The sequence below is a fragment of the Shewanella sp. AS1 genome (assembly GCF_021412565.1).
Taxonomy (GTDB): Bacteria; Pseudomonadota; Gammaproteobacteria; order Enterobacterales; family Shewanellaceae; genus Shewanella.
Genome location: NZ_JAKCLJ010000047.1, coordinates 1 through 335, shown reverse-complemented (window position 1 = coordinate 335; position 335 = coordinate 1). Strand labels below are relative to the sequence as shown.

General features: G+C 42.4%; 2 rRNA genes. Both read left to right on the top strand.

The annotated features are described in order from the left end of the window. A 23S ribosomal RNA gene (locus tag LZP69_RS15980) occupies positions 1 to 109 on the top strand; the annotation flags it as partial. 171 nt (positions 110 to 280) lie between these two features. Further along, positions 281 to 335, top strand: a 5S ribosomal RNA gene (gene rrf / locus LZP69_RS16755); the annotation flags it as partial.

Below are 335 nucleotides of genomic sequence, written 5' to 3'. Positions count from 1 at the left end.
TTTAAGGTCTCTAAAGAGCCGTCCGAGACTAGGACGTTGATAGGCAGGGTGTGTAAGCGTTGTGAGGCGTTGAGCTAACCTGTACTAATGACTCGTGAGGCTTAACCATACAACCCTAATGGGTTTTTAAGTAACGATGGTTTACTGAAAATGTTCCTGACATTTTCTAGCATTTCCTCCATCCATGGAGGTCAAACAAAAGAATACAAGCACTTGATTTAGTGTGGACTCAAATTAGCTCTTTAAATAAAGAGTGCAGCTTTCCGAATTTCCAATTTTGCTTGGTGACAATAGCTTTGTGGTCCCACCTGATCCCATCCCGAACTCAGAAGTGA